The sequence below is a fragment of the Flavivirga aquatica genome (assembly GCF_001747085.1).
GTDB classification, from domain to species: Bacteria; Bacteroidota; Bacteroidia; order Flavobacteriales; family Flavobacteriaceae; genus Algibacter_C; species Algibacter_C aquatica.
The window spans coordinates 727,981-746,350 of record NZ_MDJD01000034.1 but is presented as its reverse complement, the minus strand read 5'-3'; the positions used below and the strand labels follow the sequence as shown (position 1 = coordinate 746,350).

Here is an 18,370-nt window from a genome sequence, read left to right as displayed (position 1 = left end):
ATCTAAAAATACCGTAATTAAATGGCATGACATCGTTACAGAGTTCATGAACAAGGGATTTAGACTTAAAAAGAATGCATCAGCATGCAGCATTTTATAGTTAAGTTGGTATTAAATTAATTGTTTATAATTATTAATAATTCTACTTAATAAAACGCGTAACAATCCTTAATTTCACATCATAAAATTAGATGTAGTTTGGAGAAGTATTTAAGTCAGTTAAACGAAGCACAATTAGAGCCCACCATTCAGAAGGATGGACCAATGATTATTATAGCAGGAGCAGGATCTGGTAAAACTAGGGTTTTAACCTATCGTATTGCCTATTTGATGAATCAAGGTGTAGATGCCTTTAATATATTATCATTGACCTTCACCAATAAAGCAGCTAAAGAAATGAAAGAGCGTATTTCTACTATTGTAGGCTCTGGTGAAGCTAAAAATTTATGGATGGGAACGTTTCACTCAGTATTTGCAAAAATATTGCGTTTTGAAGGACACCATTTAGGTTTTCCAAGTAATTTCACCATTTATGATACACAGGATTCTCAACGTTTAATGGGATCGATTATTAAAGAAATGGGCTTAGATAAGGATATCTATAAAACAAAGCAGATATACAGCAGAATATCCTCTTATAAAAATAGTTTAATTACAGTAAAAGCTTATTTTAATAATCCAGAATTAAAAGAAGCCGATGCTATGGCTCGTAGACCTAAAATGGGAGAGATATATAAAGAATATGTCGATCGCTGTTTTAAGGCAGGCTGTATGGATTTTGATGATTTGTTATTACGAACTAATGAATTGTTAACGCGTTTCCCAGCAGTCTTAGCTCAATATCAAGATCGATTTAGATATATATTGGTTGATGAGTATCAAGATACCAACCATTCTCAATATTTAATAGTTAGAGCATTAGCAGATCGCTTTCAAAATATATGCGTTGTTGGAGATGATGCTCAAAGTATTTATGCCTTCCGTGGTGCAAATATTAGTAATATTTTAAATTTCCAAAAGGATTATGATGGTGTGAAGCTTTTCCGTTTGGAGCAAAATTACCGTTCTACAAAAAATATTGTACATGCAGCTAACTCAGTTATAGAACATAATGAAACTAAATTAGATAAAGTTGTTTGGACAGCTAATGATGAAGGTGGTAAGGTGAAAGTACATCGCTCTTTAACAGATGGAGACGAGGGGCGTTATGTAGCTAGTACTATTTTTGAAACAAAAATGAATAACCAGCTACAAAATAGTGACTTTGCTATATTATACCGTACCAATGCACAATCGAGAGCAATGGAGGATGCTTTACGTAAACGAGAAATTCCATATCGTATTTATGGCGGTTTGTCATTTTATCAACGTAAAGAAATTAAAGATGTCACTGCTTATTTAAGATTAATTTTAAACCCATCAGACGAAGAAGCCCTAAAGCGTGTTATTAATTACCCGCCAAGAGGTATTGGACAAACCACTATAGATAAATTAATGGTAGCTGCTAATGGTTATGGAAAAACCATTTTCGAATTATTAGAAAACCTAGATAAGGTTGATATTAAAATTAATGCAGGTACTAAAAGGAAGCTAAGCGATTTCACTACTTTGATTAAAAGTTATCAAGTAATGAATGAGACGGCAAATGCTTTCGATTTGGCCGAACACGTTACGAAAACCAGTGGTTTAATGCGTGAATTTAATAAAGATGGTACACCAGAAGGAATTACTCGTTTAGAAAATGTTGAAGAACTGTTAAATGGTATCAAGGATTTTGTTGAAGGACAAATGGAACTAGCAGATGCTTCCGATTCTTTAGCTGAGTTTTTAGAAGATGTAGCTTTAGCAACAGATTTAGATGCCGACAAGGGAGATGTAGATCATGTTGCTTTAATGACCATTCACTTGGCAAAAGGATTAGAGTTTAATCATGTATTTATAGTTGGGTTAGAAGAAGATTTATTTCCAAGTGCTATGAGTATGAATACGCGAAGCGAACTAGAGGAGGAGCGTAGACTTTTTTACGTAGCACTCACTCGCGCCGAAAAACAAGCCTATTTAACCTATGCTTTATCGCGTTACCGCTGGGGGAAACTAGTGGATTCTGAACCTAGTCGTTTTATTGAAGAAATTGACGACGAATTTTTAGAGATTTTAACACCTACCGAAGAACGTCGTATTAACCCTATGCTAAGTGCCGATATATTTGGAGACTCTAAAAGTAAAATAGTTAACCCTAATAAGATTAGATATAAGCCAGCAAAAAAGCCTGTATTAAAAAAGGGAGGTACTGCTGCAAAAAAAGAACCAGAAAAATTCCAAGTTACCACACCTAAAAACTTAAAACCAGTGGCAAAAACTACAGCTATTGATGCTAGTAATACCAATACTAATTTATTTGATAGTGAATTAGCTGTAGGAAGTCTAGTAAAACATATTAGGTTTGGTAATGGAGAGGTTTTAAAAATAGAAGGAGCTGGTGCCGATGTTAAAGCTGAAATTAATTTTCAGCATGGTGGAGTTAAAAAATTATTATTAAGATTTGCTAAACTTGAAGTTATAGGATAATGGCCAAATTTTTTAGAATATACGAAGATAACCCTAATCCTAAAGAGATAGATAGGGTTGTAAAAATTCTAAAAAATGGTGGACTTATTATTTACCCAACAGATACCGTTTATGGTTTAGGTTGTGATATAACTAATATAAAAGCTTTAGAGCGTATTGCTAAAATAAAAGGCGTTAAGCTAGAAAAAGCTAACTTTTCCTTTATATGTCATGGTTTAAGTAACTTAAGCGATTATGTTAAGCAAATAGATACTTCGGTTTTTAAAATATTAAAAAGGGCTCTTCCAGGGCCCTATACATTTATTCTTCCTGGGGCAAAAACATTACCTAACCCTTTTAAAAAGAAAAAAACGGTAGGTATACGTGTACCAGATAATAATATTGCTATAGAGATTGTTAAACAACTAGGAAACCCTATAGTTTCTACTTCCATATACGACGAAGATGAAGTTTTGGAATACACCACAGACCCTGAGCTTATTTTAGAGAAGTGGGGTAATTTGGTAGACTTAGTTATAGATGGTGGTTATGGGGATAATGAAGCTTCTACAGTTATAGATTTATCTGAAGATGAACCTATTATTGTTAGGGAAGGTAAAGGAAATTTAGAGATTTTTTAGTTTTTGTGTAAGCAGGAGCTCTATTAGGAAAATAACGTTTATTAGATTGTTGTTTTTATTTTTATACCCAAAGAAAGGAGCTTCTTTATATAATATACCCATTAGTGAAAAAATCGTGTTTTTTTGTATTAATTTACTGATACATTAGTTTTTAGGTGTTTGTACTGGTGTTTTGAAATGAGTATATCCACTCATACTTCTGGCTTATATTAAAGGTAGATTTGTAATATATACATTTACTAATTTTAAAATAAAATGGCACGTAATAATACACTTTTTATTTACAATACTACGCATCCTACACAAAATCAAGAATGGACAATTTACTCAGAAGGAGTAATTAATGAAACATTTACAGTTGGAGGAGTGCGAAAGACCTTTACATTGTCCTTATCAGGTAATGTTACCATTCAATTTGGAGTAGACGATGCTGTTTATCTTAGAGCAAGTTATAATTATAGTGAAGATGTTTGGGAAACTCACACAGATACACCTAACGATATAAGCGCTGTTACTGGTCCAAATGCCTTAAGTGTTTCTTCCAATTTTAGGATTGAAGTACTTCAAGATTAAAGAATAGTAATGTATAAGGGAATTGGTGATAAAATAAAAACTCAGTATTGGGTTATCTGCAATTTAATACTGAGTTTTTATTTATTCGTATCCTTTTTATCGATTATTCTAAATTTATAGAATAGTATTATATTAATTAAAAACACGAAGATTTTCGGTAAGAATTTGAATTGTGATCTATCGTGAAATTAAATTTCTTACCATCTTTTCCTCTAATATATTTAACGTAATCCCAATTTCCAGAGTGTGTTAATTTATATTCTCCATTTAACTTGCCATCATGTATTTCGTTGTAATATGTTATAATGGTAGGGTGTGCACCGCCCTTAATAAATTCTTCTTTAACGAAAACTAAATCAATAGCTGTGTTTTGTCCTTTGTATTTTACTTGAATAGCTCTACTTTTTTCTGTAAAACTTATCCAAATTACTCTTTCCGCTTTTTTGTCGTCTTTATAACAAATATAATGATCTACCGCATCCTTTTTTAACGCATCTGTTCCAATAGAATTTTCAGGTTCTTTTTTTTCCAATGTATCAGATGCAGTGGTTTTGTTTACACTAATGGACTCCTCTTTTTTGTTAAAATCGGTTGTGTTTTTTTGTGCTTCTTTACATGAGAAAAGTGAAAGTACAGATGCAAATATGATATATTTTAGTTTCATGAGATTTGTTTTTTAATAAAGTAGGTGGTTTTTATATAAATAAAATTATAGAATTTTCTATTAAAAAAATGAAATGACTTGAAAGTTCTTTCTTATATTGTTTTTAAGGGTTTTTATACAACATAAAAAAGCGATTCGTTAAGAACCGCTTTGTATGTTTTCACAACGGAATAATCCTTATTGTGAATTGCTTTTCAGAATTGTTTTACAAATATATAAAAAAGATAATAACCTAATTACGGTTTTACGTAATAGAATAATTATTAAAGAATTTAAATTAGATAAAAATATAAAAATGAAGAAAATATTAGGACTTGATTTAGGAACAAACTCGATTGGTTGGGCGTTAATAGAATCTGATTTCGAAAAAAAACAAGGAAAAATAAATGGCTTGGGTAGTCGAATTATTCCAATGAGTCAAGATATACTAGGGAAATTCGATTCAGGAGTTTCGATATCTCAAACAGCAGAACGTACTAGTTACCGTGGTGTTCGTAGATTGAATCAACGTAACTTGCTTAGAAGAGAGCGACTCCATAGAGTTTTGAATATTTTAGATTTTTTACCAAAGCACTATTCAAACGCAATTGATTTTGAAAAAAAACTAGGTCAATTTAAAGAAAATGTTGAAGAGAAATTGAATTATGCTAAAAATCAAATAGGTAGGCATGAATTTATTTTTATGGATTCTTTTAAGGAAATGGTAAAAGAGTTTAAACAAACCCAACCCCAACTATTTTATAAAAGAGAAAATGGTATAGAAACCAAAATACCTTACGATTGGACGCTTTATTATTTACGTAAAAAAGCATTATCTCAAAAAATAAAAAAAGAAGAATTAGCATGGATAATTCTCAATTTCAATCAAAAAAGAGGTTATTATCAGTTAAGGGGAGAAGACGTATTAGATGAAAGTAAAATTGAAGATTTTTATTCATTGAAAGTAGTAGAGGTCCAAGAAACTGAAGATAAAAATGCCAGAGGAACTTGGTACAATGTGATTTTAGAAAATGATTGGGTTTATAAGAGGCAGAGTAAAGAGTCATTAGACAATTGGATTGGAAAAAATAAAGAATTTATAGTAACGACTAATAAAGAAAAAGATGGTTCGTTAAAATTAGATAAAGCAGGCAATGTTAAAAGAAATTTTAGGGCAGTAGATTCAGAAAAAGATTGGATTGCTATCAAAAAGAAAACAGAGCAAGATGTAGAGATTTCAAAACATACTGTTGGACAATATATATATGAGACACTTTTACAAAATGCTAAACAAAAAATTAAAGGAAAACTTGTAAAAACTATTGAAAGAAAATTTTATAAAGAAGAATTTATTAAAATTATAAAAGAACAATTAAAACACCATCCAGAATTACAAAGCAAAACCTTATATGAGACATGTATCCAAGAGCTATACCCAAGAAATGAGGCGCATCAAAATAATATTAAAAGCAAAGGTTTTGAATATTTGTTTACCGATGATATTATTTTCTATCAAAGACCTTTAAAAAGTAAAAAATCTACTATTTCTGGATGTCAATATGAAACAAGGCTGTTTAAAAAAACGGTACTTAATAAAGTTACCAATAAAGAAAATGAAATTTGGCAGAAGGAACCTCTAAAAGCCATTTCAAAATCGCACCCTTTGTTTCAAGAATTTAGATTATGGCAATTTTTAAAAAACCTAAAAATTTACCAAAAAGAAGATGTAAAAGGAAATCTTATAGACCATGATATAACCAGTGATTTATTAAAGACGGAAGCCGATTGGGTAGAATTATTTGATTTTTTAAACATTAAAAAAGAGATCGAACAAAAACAAATCATTCAGTTTTTTATTAATAATAAACAGATAGAAAAGGGAAAAAAAAATAATTATAGATGGAATTACGTAGAAGATAAAAAATATCCTTGTAATGAAACCAAATCACAACTTATATCAAGATTAAAAAAAGTAAAAAACCTTGATTTAAATCTATTTTTTACTTCAGAAACAGAGTTAAAATTATGGCACATTATATATTCTGTAAAAGATAAAATACAGTATGAAAAAGCAATAAAGAATTTTGCTATAAAGAATAACATAGATATAGATTCATTTGTAGAAAATTTTAAGCGATTTCCTCCATTTAAAAATGAGTATGCTGCTTATTCAGAAAAAGCGATTAAAAGGCTATTGCCTTTAATGCGAATGGGTGAATACTGGAATGAATCTGAGATAAAACAAGAGGTTAAAGATCGTGCTTATAGTATTATAGAGCGATTAAAAGGTATCGATTTTAATAAAGATAAAATAGATGAAAAGATTACAGATGATGATATTAAAAAACAATTATTAAAAAGCTTTATAGATTTTAAAGATAAAAACCCTTTAAAAGGGCTTAATACTTATCAAGCTTGTTATTTGGTTTATAATCGCCATTCTGAAGTCAATAGTATAGCGTATTGGAAATCTCCAGACGATATTAATAAATATCTTGAAGGGTTTAAACAGCATAGTTTGCGAAACCCAATTGTAGAACAAGTGGTCACCGAAACATTAAGAACAGTAAGGGATATTTGGCAATATTATGGAAAAGGAAAAGCATCCTTTTTTAATGAAATTCATGTAGAGTTAGGACGAGAAATGAAAAACCCTGCCTACAAGCGTAAAGCATCGACTAATCGAGTTACAGAAAACGAAAATACAAATCATAGAATCAAAGAAATTTTAAAAGAATTACAAAATGAAGGTGTCCAAGAGGTTAAATCATATTCGCGAAATCAACAAGAAATTCTGAAAATTTATGAAGAAGGTATATATCAAAGCATAGATGTAGTTGATGATGCTATTGAAAAAATAAGAAAAAATAGTTCGCCAACTAAAGCAGAAATAATAAAATACAAGTTATGGTTAGAACAAGGTTATACTTCGCCGTACACAGGAAAAACTATTCCAATGAGTAAATTATTTACTACCGATTATCAAATAGAACACATTATACCTCAATCTCTTTATTTTGATAATTCTCTAAGTAATAAAATAATTTGTGAAAGTGAGGTAAATCAATTAAAAGATAACCAAACAGCCTATGAGTTTATAAAAAAACACGGTACAGAGAAAGTATCTTTAGGTAAAAACAAAACGGTTGAAATATTTACTTTAGAGCAATATGAAAAACATTGCAATCAATATTTCAAAAAAAATAAAAATAAACTTAAAAAATTATTAAGTGAAGAGATTCCCGAAGGCTTTATAAATCGTCAATTAAACGATAGCAGGTATATTAGTAAATTTATAAAAGGTCTTTTAGGTAATTTGGTTAGAGAAGAAGACGAACAGGAAGTAACTACAAAACATATAGTTCCAGTAACAGGTGCTATAACTTCAAAACTTAAACAAGATTGGGGGTTAAATGATAAATGGAACGAATTGGTAGCTTCAAGGTTTCAACGTTTAAATACCATGACTAATTCTAATAATTTTGGATATTGGGATACAAAAATAAATGCTTTTAGAGTACAAGTTCCAGACGAAATTTCAAAAGGGTTTTCAAAAAAGCGAATAGACCATAGACACCACGCTTTAGATGCTTTGGTAATTGCTTGTTGTACTAGAAATCATATCAATTATTTAAATGCCTTAAATGCAGAAAAAAAGAATTATGGATTAAGAGACTTGTTGCTAATTAAGAATGATAAAAACCATTACACCAAATTTTTTAAGCATCCCTGGGATGGTTTTCCTGTAGAAGCGAAATCTGTTTTAGAAAAAACCATTATTAGTTTTAAGCAAAACACAAGAGTTATTAATAAAACCAATAACAAAACATGGCAATGGGCTGAAAAGGAGGGGCAACTTAAAAAAGTATTAGTAAAACAAACCAAAGGCGATAATTGGGCAATAAGAAAGCCAATGCATAAAGAAACTGTTTCTGGTAAATTAAATATTCCCACGCCAAAGGGGAAAATTGCAACAGCTTCAAGAGTTTCTTTATCTGAAATAAAAACGAGAAAGCAACTTGATAAAATTACAGATATTAGTATTCAAAAAATTCTTGAAAGGCATTTAAATAATTATTTAGACGATAAAGGAAAAGAAAAATTTGATTTGGCTTTTAATGCAGATGGCGTAGAAGAATTAAATAAAAATATTAAAGTTTTAAACAAAGGAAAAAATCATCAACCTATTTATAAAGTAAGATTATATGAAATAGGTAGTCGATTTAAAGTTGGCAATTCAGGAAATAAAAAAGATAAGTATGTTGAAGCAGCTAAAGGAACTAATCTGTTTTTTGCCATTTATTTGAATGAAAAAGATAAAAAACGAGTGTATGAAACAATACCCTTAAATGAAGTTATAGAACATCAAAAACAGGTATCTAATTTACCTAAAAATGAGCGAACACCAGTTCCTGTAAACCATACAAAAGGAAAGTTCTTGTTTTCATTATCACCTAATGATTTGGTATATGTTCCAACAGATGAAGAAATAGATAATCCATCATTAGTTAATTTTAATAATTTAAACAAAAAGCAAGTAGAAAAAATATATAAGACAGTAAGTTGTTCAACCTATCAATGCTTTTTTGTTCATAACACTATTTCAAAACCTATTCAAAATAAAGTAGAGTTTTCTGCTTTAAATAAAATGGAAAAGTCTATTGATGGCATTATGATAAAAGATAGATGCTGGAAATTAAAAATGGATAGATTGGGTAATATTATAAGCGTTATAAGATGATAAAGCGAACCCTCTTTTTTGGTACCCCAGCCTATTTGAGTACAAAAAATAAACAGTTAGTAGTTAGTTATCCAGAGGAAAGTACACCACCCAAAACAGTACCTATTGAGGATATTGGCATATTAGTGCTAGAACATCAACAAATAACTATAAGTAATGGTTTGTTGGCTAAGCTTATTCAAAATAAAGCAGCAATAATTAGCTGTGATAGCTACCATTTACCCATAAGTTTATTACAACCTTTGGTAGGGCATAGCGAACAGACAGAACGTATTAAACATCAATTGCAAGCTAGTATACCCTTGCAAAAAAACTTATGGCAACAAACTATAAGTTCAAAAATAGAAAATCAAGCAAGCTTTATGGATAAGCAGGGAATTCCTGCTAGAAAAATGTATAAATGGGCTTTAGAGGTAAAGAGTGGCGATACAGAAAATCATGAAAGTCGGGCAGCGGTTTATTATTGGAAACATATTTTTGGTATTGAAAATTTTATAAGAGGACAACATGGTTTAGCCCCTAACAACCTATTAAATTATGGATATGCTATTTTAAGAGCCTTAACTGCTCGTGCTTTAGTAAGTAGCGGTATGTTACCATCGGTAGGTATATTTCATCATAATAAATATAATGCTTTTTGTTTAGCTGATGATATTATGGAACCCTATCGTGTTTTTGTAGATGTTTTAGTCTATGATATTGTAAAATCTAATGAACCTTTTGAAGTGTTAACAACGGCATTAAAAACAAGTTTATTGCAATTACCAGTAATGGATGTGCTTATTGATGGCAATAAAAGCCCACTAATGGTAGCCATGAGTAGAACTACTAATAGTTTATACCAATGTTTTTCTGGCATAAGCAGAAAAGTGCTATACCCAGAATTTGTGTGATTTAAGCCCGTATTTTAAAGGGGGATGGTTTTTTATGTAGATATAGTATTATGAAAAGTGACAGGTTTTCACGATTAAATCAATATAGAAGTATGTGGGTATTAGTATTTTTTGACTTGCCAACAGAAACGGCTACAGATAGAAAACGGGCTACCAAGTTTAGAAAAAACTTGTTAGACGATGGTTTTACTATGTTTCAGTTTAGTATTTATATGCGGTTTTGTGCTAGTCGTGAAAATGCAGAAGTACATACAAAACGTGTTAAAAAGAGTTTGCCAGAATATGGTAAAGTAGGAGTCATGCAAATAACAGACAAACAATTTGGGATGATGCAATTGTTTTATGGGCAAAAACCAACAGAACTGGAGAAACCTTCACAACAATTAGAACTTTTTTAGAAATTTAAATATTTGATTAAAAAGCGTTTAAGCCTATAAAAAGCAATAAAATTGTAGATTCTAATTAAACACTCAACATTCAGTATATCAGTTATTTAAGTGTCGATATACTGTGAATGCTAAGTAAAAATACAATTCTGAAAGCAATTCACAACCGTTTCCAGATGTTCCAGAATTAAAGGAAACTGTGAATGCTAAGTAAAAATACAATTCTGAAAGCAATTCACAACAGCTTATATGATTTTAGTTCCGCTATAGAACTGTGAATGCTAAGTAAAAATACAATTCTGAAAGCAATTCACAACAAATCCCACACCACGAACTGAGCTGTTTTAACTGTGAATGCTAAGTAAAAATACAATTCTGAAAGCAATTCACAACTATTCTCGCTAGTGTCCTTATTTTGTGTTTACTGTGAATGCTAAGTAAAAATACAATTCTGAAAGCAATTCACAACAGGTCGTCGCTAGTCGGGAGGTTTTCCTTACTGTGAATGCTAAGTAAAAATACAATTCTGAAAGCAATTCACAACTTACGTTCTTAAGGTGCTACGTAACCCTGTACTGTGAATGCTAAGTAAAAATACAATTCTGAAAGCAATTCACAACAGTACATAGCTGTAGGTACAACCGCAAAAACTGTGAATGCTAAGTAAAAATACAATTCTGAAAGCAATTCACAACAATAAGCTTAAAGGACAAGAAGTTTTTACAACTGTGAATGCTAAGTAAAAATACAATTCTGAAAGCAATTCACAACTATCTATTCCGAGTAGATCAAACATAAGCCAACTGTGAATGCTAAGTAAAAATACAATTCTGAAAGCAATTCACAACTCTGTAGCACGTTGTAAGTAATAATTTTAACTGTGAATGCTAAGTAAAAATACAATTCTGAAAGCAATTCACAACATACCCAGAATTTAAATGTATTATTACAGCACTGTGAATGCTAAGTAAAAATACAATTCTGAAAGCAATTCACAACAAGCAGCAGTAGCAGTTTTCTTTTCAGATGACTGTGAATGCTAAGTAAAAATACAATTCTGAAAGCAATTCACAACATCTGTTCCACGTTGAATATCCACAGCTACACTGTGAATGCTAAGTAAAAATACAATTCTGAAAGCAATTCACAACTATTTGATTGCCTTAACGGTGGCGTATCAACTGTGAATGCTAAGTAAAAATACAATTCTGAAAGCAATTCACAACACGAACGGAAAAGATAACGCCTATCCAGAGACTGTGAATGCTAAGTAAAAATACAATTCTGAAAGCAATTCACAACGATTTGGCTAGTTGGAATCCAATAGACCCAACTGTGAATGCTAAGTAAAAATACAATTCTGAAAGCAATTCACAACCTCCAGAGGTAGCTTTACAGCAATATAATACTGTGAATGCTAAGTAAAAATACAATTCTGAAAGCAATTCACAACGTATTCTGACCCCAATCAATACTCTTGTATACTGTGAATGCTAAGTAAAAATACAATTCTGAAAGCAATTCACAACAAATTGAGGAAGCACTCGAAGAGGAACGGAACTGTGAATGCTAAGTAAAAATACAATTCTGAAAGCAATTCACAACACCATTAGGCAATGAAGCTTATCAATTAAACTGTGAATGCTAAGTAAAAATACAATTCTGAAAGCAATTCACAACTAGGTTGGTAGCATTTTATTTCTGCTATCTACTGTGAATGCTAAGTAAAAATACAATTCTGAAAGCAATTCACAACCGTTATAGAATCTAACATTAAAGGTGAAGTACTGTGAATGCTAAGTAAAAATACAATTCTGAAAGCAATTCACAACCTATTTCCTCGCTAGAATAGAAAAGCCAATACTGTGAATGCTAAGTAAAAATACAATTCTGAAAGCAATTCACAACAATGTAGTGGTTAATTCCTTACTACAATGTACTGTGAATGCTAAGTAAAAATACAATTCTGAAAGCAATTCACAACTTCACTCCCAATATGTAGCATTTGAATACATTTTCCATCAGTTATTTTATCAAATTTAACCTCGTTTAAAAGGCTGTGAGGCTTTTTATTTTTGTAAACTCTAACATATCGTTAAAGTATTTGTCGCTAACAAAATGGGGTTGTCTTATCATTAAATTAAATACTAACTCGTCTTTGTTTATTTGTCCGTTAAAATTTTGTTTAGCTTTTTCGGTAATGTCCCAAATCCCTTCTAATGGGTATACTGTCCAATCGTTATAGTTTTTAGGTGCTTCTTTTAAGGTTTTCAGATTCATTTTTATAGCATAAGCGACTCTGTATAATACGCCTATACATTCAGAGAAAAAAGGACTGTTGGGATTTCCTTTTCCGCTTAATGTTATAAATTGATATTCTGGAATAGTAATTAACTTAGGTTTGTTTTTTGGTATGTAAACTGTTTTTTCCTTTTTTCTCCATTCGTGTTTCATATGATGTATAGTTTTGATTAGAGACAAAATTAAAATGAAGGACTGACAACCTATGTCAGCTATATAATTAATATTTTTATAGAATAGGGAAGAAGGTGATAGTTTGAATTTTAGGCATAAAAAAAGCCCAACCTTTAAAAGTTGAGCTTTTCTTTATGAATATTGAAGTAGGTTAGTTATTACCAGCTTCAAGGTTCTTCATTTCTTTTTCAACCATGTCGTAAAACTGATCGATTTTTGGAAGTACTACAACACGAGTACGTCTGTTTTTTGATTTGTTCTCTGGAGTAGTATTTTCTACTAAAGGTACATAAGAACTACGTCCAGCAGCAATTAATTGACCTGGGTTTACACCAAGTTCTTGTAATACTCTAATAATAGACGTAGAACGTTTTACACTTAAGTCCCAGTTATCTAATAATGGGGCTTTTCTGTAAGGCACATCATCAGTATGTCCTTCAATCATCGCTTCAAATTCAGGCTTACTGTTTATTACCTTAGCAACTTTAGTAAGCACACCTTTAGCTTTATCTGTTACGTTGTAACTTCCACTTTTAAATAATAATTTATCAGCAATAGAAATAAATACAACACCTTTTTCTACATTAACTTCAATATCTGGATCGTTAATACCAACTTCACGTTTAAAGCTTGTTACTAAAGCTAAAGTAACACTGTCTTTTCTAGTAAGGGCATCTTGTAGACGTGTTATTTTTAAATCTCTTTCTTTAAGAGTTTCTAAAGATTTTTCTAGGTTAGTAGCTCCTTTAGATGTTAATTCTGTAAAAGCGTCATTACTTTTACGTAAATCTGAAAGGCGCTCTTTCATAGATTCTAATCGAGCATTAGCAGCTGCAGCATCAGATAAACAAGAATTAAGTTTAACAGTTGCAGAATTTAACAAATCTTCAGTTTCTTTTTGTTTCGCTTCAAGATCGGCAAATTGCTTTTTTGAGACACATGAGCTTAATAATATCATTGCGGATACGCTAAGTAATAAAACTTTTTTCATAATTATTTTAAGGATTAATTTTTCTATTCTACGTTAGGCAAAAATATATAAAAAATAGCCAGTTTTAACATTTTAACAAAACTTTCTAACGGCTTATTATAAACTTTTGTAATCGTTTTTTTTATTTACGAAGTAATCAAATACTACGGATGTCGTGCCATAATATTTTTTTTTATTTGTATTAGATTTTCTTTGATTTAGTAATCGTTTTAAATGATAATAAAAACTAAAATGTGCTTTTAAGACTGCTAACATATGTTTTGGTTTAAATTCAATTAAAAATTTTATTCCAGCAATACCATCTAAAATTAGACGTGTTAGTATGATTCTGAATAATAGTCCTTTAGCGTTTTTAGTGAGAGAGAATAAACTGTTTCTAAAATTTAGGTATGTTTTTCTAGGGTTAATAGCATTTAATGTGGCACCACCTACATGATAAACTTCGGAATCTCCAATATATTTTATAGAATACCCTAAATTTTTTGCCCGCCAGCACAAATCTATTTCTTCCATATGAGCAAAAAAGTACTCGTCAAATCCGTTTAACTGTTTAAAAACGGTGCTTCTTATGAAAAAACAAGCTCCAGATGCCCAAAATATTTCGGTGGTATCATTATATTGTCCAGTATCTTTCTCTATGGTGTTAAAAACTCTACCTCTACAATAAGGGTAACCATATTTATCTAAAAAACCGCCTGCAGCACCAGCATACTCAAAATAATCTTTCTTTTTAAAGTCTAATAATTTTGGCTGAATAATAGTTGTATTTAAATCTTTATTAAAAACATTAATAATAGGAGGTAGCCAGTTTTTAGTGACTTCAACATCGCTATTTAAAAGACAAAATACATCGGCTTCTATTTGTTTTAGAGCATCATTATAGCCTTTAGCATAACCACCATTTTCTTTATTCTTAATAATTTGTATAGACGGATAAGTTGCTTTTACAAAAGCAATAGAATCGTCTGTAGAAGCATTATCGGCAATATATATAGTGGCTTCTTTAGAATGTGTTATTACAGATGGTAAAAACTGTTCTAATAACTGCTTTCCATTCCAGTTTAATATGACTACGGCTAATTTCAATTTTAGACTAAAAATTTATTGGTTTATTTATTGTACTTTATTATTCAGGTGACTGCAATTGGTAAGCTGAATATTCATTGTTTTATGTTATAATTAGGTATGTCTTTTAAAAACTGATAACATTCATTTTCAAAATCCATTTGACAATAGTAATGATTTAATCCGTTTGTAACCATTAAATAGGTGGCGTTTAACTTTAAATTATAACGTGCTATTTGATCGAAAGTATTTTGATTAATAGTTGTTTTTGGAGCTTTGCATTCTACCATTAAATGTATACTTCCATCTGGATTATAGATAACAATATCATAGCGTTTTTTTAAATTGTTAATGGTTAGTTCTTTTTCTACATTTATTAAAGATTTAGGAAATCCTTTTTCTTCAATTAAAAACTGAACGCAGTGTTGGCGTACCCATTCTTCGGGTTGTAAAATCACAAATTTTTTACGAATGCTATCGAAAATAGAAATTTTATTTTCATTATTTTTGAATCGAAACGAAAATTTTGGAAAATTAAGCTCTTGCAAGGTGCATCTATTTATTTTTCAAAGTTAAACTACAAAACCAGAAATCGCAATATTCAAACGCTAAATCCTAATAAATTATCATTCTTATTTGGAGCTTAGAGTTTATAATTTGAAAATTTAAAATAGTTTGGACGAAGTCAAACAATTAGTTACAGATATAAAAAACGGCAATTTAAAACCTATTTATTTTTTAATGGGAGAGGAGTCTTATTATATTGATAAGATTTCAAATTTTATTGAAACAACAGTTTTAGCAGAAGAAGAGCGTGGATTTAATCAAATGGTTTTGTATGGAAGAGATGTAGCAATAGATGAGATTGTTAGTAATGCTAAGCGATACCCTATGATGGCGGAATATCAAGTGGTTATTGTTAAAGAGGCTCAAGATTTATCTCGTACTATAGAGAAATTAGCTGCTTATGCGCAAAACCCACAGCCTACTACGGTGCTTGTTGTTAATTATAAGTATAAGAAAATAGATAAGCGTAAGGCCTTATATAAATCTCTTAAAAAAACGGGAGTGGTTTACGAGAGTAAAAAGCTTTATGAAAATCAGGTAGCCGACTGGATTCGTAGAGTATTAACACCAAAAAAGTATACTATTTCTCCAAAAGCAGCTCAAATGCTTGTTGAGTTTTTAGGAACGGATTTAAGTAAAATAAATAATGAGTTAGAAAAACTTCAGATTATTTTACCAAAAGGAACAGAAATCACACCTGAGCATATTGAAAAGAATATAGGTATTAGTAAGGATTATAATAATTTTGAATTACGTAAAGCTATAGGGGAGAAAAATATTATTAAAGCACATAAAATCGTTAATTATTTTGCAGATAACCCAAAAGATAATCCTATGGTAGTTACGGTATCTTTATTGTTTAGTTTTTTCTCGCAATTGCTTCAATTACATGGGTTAAGTGATAAGTCTCCAAGGCATGTAGCTTCTGCTTTAAAAGTGAACCCTTATTTTGTTAATGACTACTTAACAGCAGCTAGACATTATCCTATGCGTAAAGTAAGTATGGTAATTTCTATATTACGAGAATTTGATTTAAAGAGTAAAGGTGTAGGAGCTAGTGCTGTACCTCAAGGCGATTTATTAAAGGAGCTGTTAGTTAAGATTTTGAATTGAATTCTTGATTTATATAAAAATAGCTGTGTTGAACAATTGGTTTTAATTGGGGCATTAAGCCTAAATAAAGTGTAATATTATAGTAGGAATATATAATCCTTCCATCTGAAGAATTTTCTGTTTTTTATACACCAAATTTATCTTTGTATTTTACTAGATATTTTCTTACTTAAGTGATTATGTTTATTTGGAATAACTATAAGTAAACAGACACAGTTAAGACCAACATCGTAAACACAGTTAAAATAATAACCAATGGCATTACGAATTTTAGCCATTTATTAAAGCCTACTTTTACAATAGCTAAAGAAGCTAATATTAAACCTGTTGGGTTAATAAAAGCGAATAAGCCCATACCATATTGATATGCATTTATAACTATTTCTCTACCAACTCCAACACCATCTGCTAAAGGTGCCATAATAGGCATAGTTAAAACGGCCATTCCAGAAGAAGATGGAATAAAAAAAGATAATCCGCTATAAATAAATAGCATGGCATTGGCAAATAAACCTTTATTCATGCCATTAGTAATATTACTGGTATAATATAGTAAGGTGTCGCTTATTAGCCCGTCGTCCATTAAAACGGTAACACCTCTGGCAATTCCAATAATAATAGCAACACCTAATAAGTCTCCAGCACCTTTTACAAAGGTTTCAACAAAATGGTGTTCTTTAATTTTGGCTATAATACCTATTAATATAGAACCAACCAAAAACACGGTAGTCATTTCAATAAACCACCAATCTAGTTGAGAAACTCCATAAATCATAACCACAAAACATAAACCGAATATGATAAGAATAAACCGAAAACGATTTGTTAATTTAAGGTTAGAATTTGTTGTATTACCAAAAAGTTTTTCAATAGCTTCTTTTTGGTCGTAAATAATAGATTTTGTTGGATCTTTTTTTACTTTTTGAGCATATCTAATAATATATAGAATACAAATAAGCGTACCTAAAAGCAGCATAATAAATCTTCCTGTTAATCCTGTTGTCCAATTTATTCCAGCAGCATTGGATGCTATAATAGAGCTAAAAGGGTTAATAGTAGAACACATAGTGCCTATGGATGATCCAATATAAATAGAAGCTAAAGCAACAATAGCATCATATTTAGCTGCTAAAAATATAGGGATAAGAATAGGGTAGAAGGCCATGGTTTCTTCGGCCAGACCAAATGTAGTACCACCTATAGCTATAAGGAGTGTAACTAGAATAATTAAAATATATTCGCGCCCCTTTAATGTATTTGCTAACCAAGAAATACCTGCCTCAAAAGCACCTGTTTGATTCATAATACCTATAAGACCTCCAATAATTAAAACCAGAAAAATAATATCTGCGCTCTCAATAATACCTTTAACAGGAGATTTAAGATAAGCTAAAACACCTTGTTTCTGTGGTTTAAGTTCTTTATAAGTATTTGGAATACTTATAGGTTTCCTAATATCTTCATTAGTAAATTTTTCTAATGGAATTTTAATATTTAAGGCGTTTAAAGTTTCTTGTGTAGCAGGAAGTGTAGTTGTTTCTTTTGTATTAATTCTAAAAAAGGTATTCTCACTTTTGTTATAAGAGAGTGAATCATATTTTCCAGAAGGAATTAACCAAGTTAAAAGCGCTACTAAGGCAGCAATAATTAATAATATGGTTTGGGCGGTTGGAAATTTTAATTTTTTCAATGTATATATTTTACCAAGATTAAAGATAGTCTTATTTTAGTATGA

Annotated in this window: 13 protein-coding genes and 1 CRISPR repeat array; of the genes, 7 read left to right on the top strand and 6 right to left on the bottom strand. The window is 30.5% G+C overall.

Annotation, left to right across the window (positions count from 1 at the left end; all coding sequences use genetic code 11):
• Positions 1-198: 198 nt before the first annotated feature.
• The 3 genes from A8C32_RS09375 (at position 199) to A8C32_RS09365 (ending at position 3,761) form a co-directional block, all read left to right on the top strand.
• A complete protein-coding gene (locus A8C32_RS09375; protein ID WP_069830160.1) occupies positions 199-2,568 on the top strand; it encodes an ATP-dependent helicase in 2,370 nt (789 codons plus the stop codon).
• The gene (locus A8C32_RS09370; protein WP_069830159.1) at positions 2,568-3,188 is read left to right on the top strand and encodes an L-threonylcarbamoyladenylate synthase; all 621 of its coding nucleotides are present in this window, start codon (positions 2,568-2,570) and stop codon (positions 3,186-3,188) included. Before A8C32_RS09375 ends, A8C32_RS09370 begins: the two co-directional genes overlap by 1 nt.
• Positions 3,189-3,443: 255 nt before the next feature.
• Positions 3,444-3,761 (top strand): hypothetical protein, encoded by a 318-nt coding sequence (locus A8C32_RS09365; protein WP_069830158.1) that lies wholly within the window; start codon positions 3,444-3,446, stop codon positions 3,759-3,761.
• A 136-nt stretch (positions 3,762-3,897) separates the two neighbouring features.
• On the opposite strand, the gene A8C32_RS09360 is transcribed toward A8C32_RS09365, so the two are convergent.
• Entirely contained in the window at positions 3,898-4,425 is a 528-nt protein-coding gene (locus A8C32_RS09360) for a hypothetical protein (protein WP_069830157.1), read from the bottom strand.
• A gap of 295 nt (positions 4,426-4,720) precedes the next feature.
• Between A8C32_RS09360 and cas9 the strand changes: the two genes are divergently transcribed.
• From cas9 to cas2, 3 genes are read left to right on the top strand one after another with little or no spacing between them, the layout of a single operon-like run.
• Complete coding sequence (gene cas9 / locus A8C32_RS09355) at positions 4,721-9,145, top strand: type II CRISPR RNA-guided endonuclease Cas9 (protein WP_069830202.1); 4,425 nt, start codon at positions 4,721-4,723, stop codon at positions 9,143-9,145.
• The gene (gene cas1 / locus A8C32_RS09350) at positions 9,142-10,038 is read left to right on the top strand and encodes a type II CRISPR-associated endonuclease Cas1 (RefSeq protein ID WP_069830156.1); all 897 of its coding nucleotides are present in this window, start codon (positions 9,142-9,144) and stop codon (positions 10,036-10,038) included. The genes cas9 and cas1 overlap by 4 nt, the downstream gene beginning before the upstream one ends.
• Positions 10,039-10,088: 50 nt before the next feature.
• Positions 10,089-10,436, top strand: coding sequence for a CRISPR-associated endonuclease Cas2 (gene cas2 / locus A8C32_RS09345; protein WP_069830155.1), 348 nt, complete (start codon positions 10,089-10,091; stop codon positions 10,434-10,436).
• 109 nt (positions 10,437-10,545) lie between these two features.
• Positions 10,546-12,408: direct repeats of the CRISPR family, unit length 46 nt; unit sequence ACTGTGAATGCTAAGTAAAAATACAATTCTGAAAGCAATTCACAAC.
• Positions 12,409-12,473: 65 nt separating this feature from the next.
• Here cas2 and A8C32_RS09340 read toward each other — a convergent pair.
• The 4 genes from A8C32_RS09340 to A8C32_RS09325 all read right to left on the bottom strand — a co-directional run bounded on the left by A8C32_RS09340 (position 12,474) and on the right by A8C32_RS09325 (position 15,503).
• A complete protein-coding gene (locus A8C32_RS09340) occupies positions 12,474-12,878 on the bottom strand; it encodes a GyrI-like domain-containing protein (protein WP_069830154.1) in 405 nt (134 codons plus the stop codon).
• 172 nt (positions 12,879-13,050) lie between these two features.
• Positions 13,051-13,890, bottom strand: coding sequence for an OmpA/MotB family protein (locus A8C32_RS09335; RefSeq protein WP_069830153.1), 840 nt, complete (start codon positions 13,888-13,890; stop codon positions 13,051-13,053).
• A gap of 96 nt (positions 13,891-13,986) precedes the next feature.
• Positions 13,987-14,976 carry a glycosyltransferase family 2 protein gene (locus A8C32_RS09330; RefSeq protein WP_069830152.1) on the bottom strand — a complete coding sequence of 330 codons (990 nt, stop codon included), beginning with the start codon at positions 14,974-14,976 and terminating at the stop codon, positions 13,987-13,989.
• Positions 14,977-15,050: 74 nt separating this feature from the next.
• Positions 15,051-15,503: a type I restriction enzyme HsdR N-terminal domain-containing protein gene (locus A8C32_RS09325; RefSeq protein ID WP_069830151.1), complete on the bottom strand. Its 453-nt coding sequence runs from the start codon at positions 15,501-15,503 to the stop codon at positions 15,051-15,053.
• A gap of 127 nt (positions 15,504-15,630) precedes the next feature.
• Between A8C32_RS09325 and holA the strand changes: the two genes are divergently transcribed.
• Positions 15,631-16,635 carry a DNA polymerase III subunit delta gene (gene holA / locus A8C32_RS09320; protein ID WP_069830150.1) on the top strand — a complete coding sequence of 335 codons (1,005 nt, stop codon included), beginning with the start codon at positions 15,631-15,633 and terminating at the stop codon, positions 16,633-16,635.
• A 196-nt stretch (positions 16,636-16,831) separates the two neighbouring features.
• On the opposite strand, the gene A8C32_RS09315 is transcribed toward holA, so the two are convergent.
• Positions 16,832-18,325, bottom strand: a complete 1,494-nt coding sequence (locus A8C32_RS09315) for a YfcC family protein (protein WP_069830149.1) — start codon at positions 18,323-18,325, stop codon at positions 16,832-16,834.
• Positions 18,326-18,370 lie beyond the last annotated feature (45 nt).

Bases quoted from the DNA above. Each gene is read 5' to 3' on its own strand.
- cas2 (WP_069830155.1), top strand. From the start codon at position 10,089: ATGAAAAGTGACAGGTTTTCACGATTAAATCAATATAGAAGTATGTGG.
- A8C32_RS09360 (WP_069830157.1), bottom strand. From the start codon at position 4,425: ATGAAACTAAAATATATCATATTTGCATCTGTACTTTCACTTTTCTCA.
- A8C32_RS09335 (WP_069830153.1), bottom strand. From the start codon at position 13,890: ATGAAAAAAGTTTTATTACTTAGCGTATCCGCAATGATATTATTAAGC.
- cas9 (WP_069830202.1), top strand. From the start codon at position 4,721: ATGAAGAAAATATTAGGACTTGATTTAGGAACAAACTCGATTGGTTGG.
- A8C32_RS09340 (WP_069830154.1), bottom strand. From the start codon at position 12,878: ATGAAACACGAATGGAGAAAAAAGGAAAAAACAGTTTACATACCAAAA.
- A8C32_RS09365 (WP_069830158.1), top strand. From the start codon at position 3,444: ATGGCACGTAATAATACACTTTTTATTTACAATACTACGCATCCTACA.
- cas1 (WP_069830156.1), top strand. From the start codon at position 9,142: ATGATAAAGCGAACCCTCTTTTTTGGTACCCCAGCCTATTTGAGTACA.
- A8C32_RS09370 (WP_069830159.1), top strand. From the start codon at position 2,568: ATGGCCAAATTTTTTAGAATATACGAAGATAACCCTAATCCTAAAGAG.